Genomic DNA, 7,221 nt, shown 5'->3' on the forward strand with positions numbered 1-7,221 from the left:
ACCCGGTCCCTCGGCTCCAGCACGCGCTTCTTGCCCGCCGGGCCGCGCAGCCCGCCAAGCCCGCAGGCCAGCGCGCCACCGTTTGTAGCGACCGACCGCTGCAGCGGGCGATTTCGGCATCAGGCAATCCCTCGCCCAAGAGGCGATTGATCTCGGCAATATCCTTGTGGGTGAGACGGGGCCCGCGGGGCATATCGCAGTCTCAAGCAGTAATCGAAATTCGAACACGCTCTATAGGTGTAAAACACAATACCGTTCCAGCCAACCGACCATGGAGGCCGGTTTTCGCCCCTTCGGGGGATTTCCGCGTGCGGAAACCGGTCAGCCTTCATGGCCTCCGTGTCGCGCCCGGTGATCCGAAGGGTCACTCAGGCAGGGCGCGGTGATCCGCAGGCCAGGAGGGGGCAATCTCGCCCCTGCGAGAGCTGCCGCCGGGGCCGTCCGCGGATCACACCCGTCCCGATGTGCCTGGCGTGGGGCGTGCCGCCCCACGCCAGGCGGAGAGGGCCTATGTCCGATTTTTTGGCCCCCAGCCCCATGTGCGCTCCGCGCTCAATGACCTGGCCAAAAAATTTTCGGCAAGCGCTGGGTCGCTGGAACGCAGAAGAACAGGAATGAATGAGTGCAATATTGTTGGAACGCTGGATCGGCGGAATGTTGCAGATATTGAAATATTTAGTTTTTAACTCATTGAGAAGATAAGAGCTTGGGTGCCGGAGCCGTGGTGATGTTGATCGCCGGAGGCTTGGACCGCCGGAGTTTTCGCGTGCAGAATGTGTGGGCCACAGGAAGCTTGGATGCAGATGACATCCCAAGCCTAATGATTGACGGCCATTGGCTCACCGTGGAGTTTCGCCACACCTACGGCGGTCTTTCATGGTTCCTGTCGGAGGTCGGGTTGGAGCCCGAGGAGCTCGTGTAACTTCGACACCGCTGACGGTGTGACCCCGGATGGCCATCGAGGTGTAGGATTGAGGCGGAGCTCAAAAACCATCGGCTTCGCGCGCGCGAGCTATTCCGGGCGAGCGCCAGCTGTGAAGTCTCGAAAGGTTGTTCACCCGCTACAGGGTTAGGCCGCAATCACCAGACTGTGAACATTCATGGAAAACTGCCCCTGTAGCGGGGTGATCGGCGTCCAAAGATGACCCTCCTTACTTTGATGGTCACCATGCTCCCGGGAACAACCGGGAGCAGTTTTGGGATGTTGGTCGTGGAGACTATCGCAAAGATCCGTCGGGCGAATTTCCACGACGTTAAATCGATCAAGCAGATCTTCCGTGACCTGCGTGTCTCGCGGAACACCGTCCGGAAAGTCGTCCGCTCTGGGGCGACCGAACTCACCTGCGAGCGCAGTGTCCACCCGCGCCTTCGCGCAGCTTCTGACCGAGCGGCGGTCGGATCCGGTGGAGCTGATCCTCTGATCCGGACGCCGCTCCGCTCACCGCCGCAACCGCATGGAAACGTGCCTATTCGCAACAATGGTTAAACGCTAGCCAATGAACCGGGCGAATTTGTCCCTGACCGTTCTCAACGATTTCCGCAACCGAACACATCCGCTCTTAACCGCCCCGGTTCCGGGGTACGGCCCCTTAACCGTCTCTGCCGCCCGCAGCGCAAGATGGGTCAGCCCATGTTCTGGCGATCGCCCGGCCCCGGTGTGCCGCCAGTCCTAATGCCCCTGTGCCGGTCAGTCCTGCAGGAATCTCCGGGCCGGCTCGGAGAGGCTGCCGATGTATAGGGGGGTGGACACCGGTAGCGCAGCGAATTCCTCGCCAATTATGTCCATGTACTCCTGCCGGTAGCGGCCGACGGGATGCTGTTTCATCGGCACATTCGTGGCGACCCCGCCATGGACCTGGTGAAAGACACCCTCACCGAGGATCTGCACCAGGGTGACGCCAGGCCGCGCCAGAACCCTGTTGCGGAAGTGCTGATTCACCAGCCCGCCGCCGGGCGAGGTGAACCTGACATCAAAGCCCTCAACCGCCTCGAAGAGTTCCCTGGCGACGACCACCCAGCTGAACTCCGAGGGCACCGGGCCGAAGAAGCCGCCGGCCGAAGTCTGCGCCAGCGTCGAGATGTCGAAGAGCCGGTAGCCGTCGTCCTGCCAGTTGGCCTCGGCGAGCAGCGCGTCTTCCCGGGCCTGGTCGTAGCCCTCGAGGATCGAGCGGTTCTGCACGTCCGGGCCGAGGTGCCAGGAACGCGCGTAGACGACCGGCTGTGCGGCGAGGTTCAGGGCCTGCAGGCTGGTGCCGACCAGCCCGGGGCTCGCCATGCGCGCGCCGTCGACGATGATGGCCACCGCCGCGCCCCGGGCGGCGGCGACGCCGAGGTTCACCGCCTCGACCGGCGAGACGGAGGTGGTCTCGTGCCGGATCAGCCGGAAGTTGGGCCCCGCCCCTGTCACCAGGCTCTCGGGCAGCGGCTCGGCGGAGGCGTTGTCGACCGCGATGACCTCGTAATCTGCCTCGGAGACGCCCCGCTGGTAGGCCGTGCTCAGGGAGTGCAGCGTGCGCGCCGCCTCGCGCCGCATGTCGTGGAAAATGACGATGATCGACAGGCGCATGTTCAGAGCTTTCTCAGGTAGCCGTTCGGATTGTAGGTCGCGTTGGGGCCGAACATGTCGCAGAGATCCTCGGCGATCTCGAAGACGCCCGGATGTGCCGCGAGATACTCGCCGAGCGCCCGGTTCGGCCCGCCGTCGTAGCGCTCCGAGATGCCGAGATCGTCGAGCACCCCATCCTCCATCGCGAGAATGTCGCCGGGCTGCATGCGGGCCGAGAACTCGGCCAGCGCCGCGAGGCAGCCGGCGTGGCTGTGCGCGGAATCCTCGGTGACGAACCACGGGTGCGGGATCTCGTCGAGGCGGCAGGCGTCCAGCACCGGCCCGAGGTCCATCACGTCACCCTGCAGGAAGGTGATCCTGTCGTCGCGTACCCCTTCGGGGATATTGAGATCGACCGAGATGATGCGCGCCTCCAGCCCCATGATCTCGGCCAGGTCGGCGAAGAGCAGGGCGCTTCCGCCGCTGTGCGAGCCGACCTCGAGGATCAGCCGGGGCTTCAGTTCCCAAAGCAGCCGCAGGTAGATCGCGATGTCAATCGGGCTCTTCAGGCAGCGCACGCCCTTGTAGGTGTAGCCCATGACGCCGGCCTGGTAGCCCTTGAGCATGGGTTTGGTGAAGGCGGTGGTGAAGGATCGCATGCTCTGCCCTCGGGGTCGGTGGGATCGGTGGGAGGATCAGTGCGGCTTGACGAAGAAGGCGCCGGTCCAGTCGATGATGGTGAGCGGCGGCACCGCCTCGCCCCGTTCGGCGAAGAAGTCCTCGAGCGCGGCGCGGCACATGTCCAGGGCGCCGTAGTCGTCGACGACGACGATGCCGCCCGGGGAGACGCGGTCGTAGAGCGCCTTCAGCGTGTCCATGGTCGAGTCGTAGAGATCCCCGTCCATCCGCAGCAGGGCGATCTGCCGGGTCGGGGCCTCTGCCAGCGTGTCGCAGAACCAGCCCTTGAGGAAATGCTGGCGGCTGTCGTCGAGCAGCCCGTAAACCTCGAAGTTCTTGCGCACCGTGTCGCGGGAGACCGCCAGCTGGGGGTACTTGTCCTTGCTGAGGTCGAGCCCGCGGTCCTTCTCGTGCTCCGGCTTCGGCAGCCCCTCGAAACTGTCGGCGACGATCAGCTGCCGGTTGGTCACGCCCTGCGCCTTCAGCCAGCCAGCCATGAAGATGCAGCCGCCGCCGCGCCAGACGCCGCATTCGACGAGATCGCCGGGGATCCGCCGGCTGTGCAGGTCATCGAGGCAGGCGTGCAGGCTGTCCATGCGCAACCGCCCCATCATCGAGTGGCTGAAGCCCGAGCGCTGGATCCGCCGGTCGGGGAAGCGCCCGATGCGCCGGCTGGCCTGCAGCTCGGCATAGGCGGCGGCGCGGGCGTCGCGGATGTCGTGCAGCACCGCGTAGTCGAAGCTCTCGCCGCCCGCCAGGCAGTCCCGGAGGTAGAGCAGCCGCAACTCGTCATCGAGGTAGATCTCGTTGAGCAGGCTGCGCTTGAGTAGGTCGAGATAGGGCGCGGCCCCGGCGACGGGCATGGGCCGCAGATCGCCGCGGCGCGCCTTCAGCTCGGCGAGGAAGCCGGGCAGATTCTCTACCGGCTCGGGGGCCAGCGCCGCGCGCAGCGCGGCGATCGTGTCATAGGCCAGCTGCGGGCCGGAGAGCGCCTCCTCGTGGGAGGCCAGGTCCTTCTGCAGGCTGCGATCCCCGGGGTTGAAGCCGGTGATGATCGCCATGCCCTTCATCGCGACGTCGAAGACGCGGATCTCGAGATCGGGCCGGGCCTGGCGCAGGAAAGGGATCACCTTGTAGACATCGCCGGTCCAGGCCTGGGTCTGGCGCTCCCGGCTGGCCCATTCGATCTGCTCGGGCAGCACGTCGTCGACGATGATGACGCTGTTGTGCTCGGCGTATTGCTCGAGGTTGAGGATGTCGCGCAGCACGAACTCGGCGCGGTGCATGCCGTCGACGAAGGCCAGATCGACCGCCCCGCCGAGCAGGTGGCGCAGGTCGTGCGCGGCGAAGAAGGCGTCGCTCGGCAGCTTGAAGATGCGGGTCGGCGCCGACAGCCCCATGCGGATCTCGAACTCGGGGTCGATGGCGATGGCGGGGCAATTGGCCAGCGTCAGGCTGCGCCCCTCCCGGCAGCCGATCTCCACGTAGCTTTTGGGTGTCAGCGTCTGATGGGCGGCGGCGAGGGCGGAAAGATAGTCCATGTTTGCTGACTCTTGACCTTTTGGGAGTGCGAAAGCGGCGGTGGTCGCGATGCAAGGGATATCAATGCGCTACGATCTTCACCGCAAGGAGAAAATACGTTCTCGCCGCGTCAGTGGAGCGCCGGTCACACCTGGTCCGGGCACCTCTGCCGGGGCCGGTACCGGTGTCCCGGACCGCCCGCGCAGGCGTCGAAACCGCTCCCAGCCGGGCGGCAGCTGTGCTATGTTTGCGGAACAATTTTATCTAACGCACGTTTGCCCGAGGCTTTTGACACTTCGTTCGGACCGGTCGTTTCTGACCTGTCTCTCTAACAAGTCGTTTCCCTGGTAAAGGAATTTGAAGCGGTGGTTTTCAAGTCTCTTAGCGCCGCCCGGCAATTTCGCCGCGCCCCGGCAGGCCCCCTTACAGGCACCCCTGCCATCCCACTTTTATCCCCGTCACAGGCATCGCCGGCCCCGGCCCGGGACGGATACCTCGCAGCCCGCGCAGGAGGAGGATCGCCGAGCTGACAGCCTGACGCCTCGCCGGAATTCTCCGGGCGGCCAACCGCCAAAGGGGCCATATCCCACAATGATTTCATAAATTTACTGAAGGTACAGACGAATGCTTTTGACTTATTTCGGTAATGATCGCGACATCTTCGACGATGCATTCTTCAACAGCACCGAAGGCGGCTTCGACATCGCGCTCCTGAGCGCGAGCAGCACCCGGGTCACCGTCCGCAACGAGGACAGCGGCTACACCACCACATTCACTGGCACCGGGCTGGTGGCCAGTGACGATCCCGCGGATCTCGCCGGCACGCTGACCGGGCTCGAGATCAGCAGCCCGACCGGGGTGGTCGCCAGCTTCACCGGGCTGAGCTGGGACCTGCCCACGCTCTACACCGCACTCGAGCAGCTCTATGACAGCGACGACGATGCCGCACTCATGACCCTGCTGAGCAGCGCGCCACTGACCGTGGACGCCTCGAGCTCGAGCACCAGAAGCACCTTCCTGCTCGATCAGGTCACCGCCCCGGTCACCTATTTCGGCAGCACGCTGCTCGACGAGATCACCACCGGCAGCGGCGACGACCGGCTCTTCGGCGACGGCTTCTCCGGCAGCTACGCCGAGGAGGCCTCGGGCCAGGTCTACCGGCTCTACCAGGCGACGCTCGACCGCGCGCCGGACCTCACCGGGCACCACAACTGGACCGAGCGGCTGCTCACCGGCGCCATGAGCCTGCAAGAGGTGATCAACGGCTTCACCGGCAGCCCGGAGTTCAAGGCCACCTATGGCAATCTGGACAACCAGAGCTTCGTCACCCTGCTCTACCACAACGTGCTCGACCGCGACCCCGATGCCATGGGGCTGACCAACTGGACCGCGCGGCTCGACGGCGGCATGTCCCGCGCCGAGGTGGTCAAGGGCTTCTCGGAAAGTGCCGAGTTCAAGGCCAGCACCGCCGGGGCCGCCTTCGCCTATACATATGCCTTCGTCGAGGACAGAACCTCTGCCGCCTGGGGCGACGATGTCTACCGGCTCTACCAGGCGACGCTCGACCGCGCGCCGGATCTCAACGGCTTTCTCAACTGGTCCGGGCGGCTCGCGGACGGCATGGAGTTGGGCAAGGTGATCGACGGCTTCGTGCAGAGCGCCGAGTTCAAGGCCACCTACGGCGCGCTCGGCAACGGCGATTTCGTCACCCTGCTCTACAACAACGTGCTGGGCCGCGACCCCGATGCCACGGGGCTGGCCAACTGGACCGCGCGACTTGAGGGCGGCATGTCCCGCGCCAAGGTGGTCGAGGGCTTCTCGCAGAGCGCCGAGTTCAAGGCCGCCACCGCCGACGCTCTCAAGGAGTGGCTGCGCGACGTCGATTACGGCAGCGGCTCGATCTACCACGACCTGCTGCACCCCGGTTCGGGCGACAACCTTCTGGCGGGCGGCATCGGCACCGATGCCTTCGAGTTCGCCCAGGCCGATGGCGGCAGCCACCGGGTGCTCGACCTCGAGCCCTGGGACTACATCTCGCTCGAGGGCTTCGGATACGCCGATGCCGCCGCGGCGCTGACCCACATGAGCCAGACCGGCAGCGACGTGAGCTTCGAGGACCAGGGGGTGAGCATCACCTTCAGCCAGACCCTGCTGGCCGAGATCACCGACGACATGATCCTGGTCTGAGCCGCTACCCGCCCGCTGAAACGGAAGAAGGCCCCGGGAGAACCGGGGCCTTCGTGCAATGTCTCTCTTGCCTGGCGCGCTGACAGCTCAGCCGGGGAAGCCGGCCCGGCCGATGCTCTCATAGGCGGTGAAGCCCGCCGCCTTGGCGTCCTCGGTGGCGTAGATGTTGCGCAGGTCGGCAAGCCGCGCGGTGGCCATCTCGCCAGCCAGGCGCTTGAGATCGAGCGCGCGGAACTCGTTCCACTCGGTGAGGATCACCAGCAGGTCGGCACCCGCGGCGGCGGCATAGG

General features: G+C 65.4%; 5 protein-coding genes and 1 pseudogene. 2 read left to right on the plus strand and 4 right to left on the minus strand.

Translation table 11 applies throughout. The annotated features are described in order from the left end of the window. Positions 1 to 1,201: 1,201 nt before the first annotated feature. Positions 1,202 to 1,363: pseudogene (locus IQ782_RS30485) on the plus strand (IS21 family transposase); the annotation flags it as partial. A gap of 324 nt (positions 1,364 to 1,687) precedes the next feature. Here the strand turns inward: IQ782_RS30485 and IQ782_RS29025 are convergent. From IQ782_RS29025 to IQ782_RS29035, 3 genes are read right to left on the minus strand one after another with little or no spacing between them, the layout of a single operon-like run. Further along, positions 1,688 to 2,566 carry a glycosyltransferase family 2 protein gene (locus tag IQ782_RS29025; protein ID WP_194138145.1) on the minus strand — a complete coding sequence of 293 codons (879 nt, stop codon included), beginning with the start codon at positions 2,564 to 2,566 and terminating at the stop codon, positions 1,688 to 1,690. Between the two features lie 2 nt (positions 2,567 to 2,568). Continuing rightward, a complete protein-coding gene (locus IQ782_RS29030) occupies positions 2,569 to 3,204 on the minus strand; it encodes a CmcI family methyltransferase (protein ID WP_194138146.1) in 636 nt (211 codons plus the stop codon). Between the two features lie 36 nt (positions 3,205 to 3,240). Further along, positions 3,241 to 4,764: a class I SAM-dependent methyltransferase gene (locus IQ782_RS29035; protein WP_194138147.1), complete on the minus strand. Its 1,524-nt coding sequence runs from the start codon at positions 4,762 to 4,764 to the stop codon at positions 3,241 to 3,243. 604 nt (positions 4,765 to 5,368) lie between these two features. Here IQ782_RS29035 and IQ782_RS29040 point away from each other — a divergent pair. Further along, positions 5,369 to 6,931, plus strand: coding sequence for a DUF4214 domain-containing protein (locus IQ782_RS29040; RefSeq protein WP_194138148.1), 1,563 nt, complete (start codon positions 5,369 to 5,371; stop codon positions 6,929 to 6,931). Positions 6,932 to 7,018: 87 nt separating this feature from the next. On the opposite strand, the gene IQ782_RS29045 is transcribed toward IQ782_RS29040, so the two are convergent. Further along, positions 7,019 to 7,221, minus strand: a 203-nt coding sequence (locus IQ782_RS29045) for a UDP binding domain-containing protein (protein WP_240989663.1), incomplete at its 5' end; no start/stop codon positions are given.

This window comes from Salipiger mangrovisoli, assembly GCF_015223355.1.
Taxonomy (GTDB): Bacteria; Pseudomonadota; Alphaproteobacteria; order Rhodobacterales; family Rhodobacteraceae; genus Salipiger; species Salipiger mangrovisoli.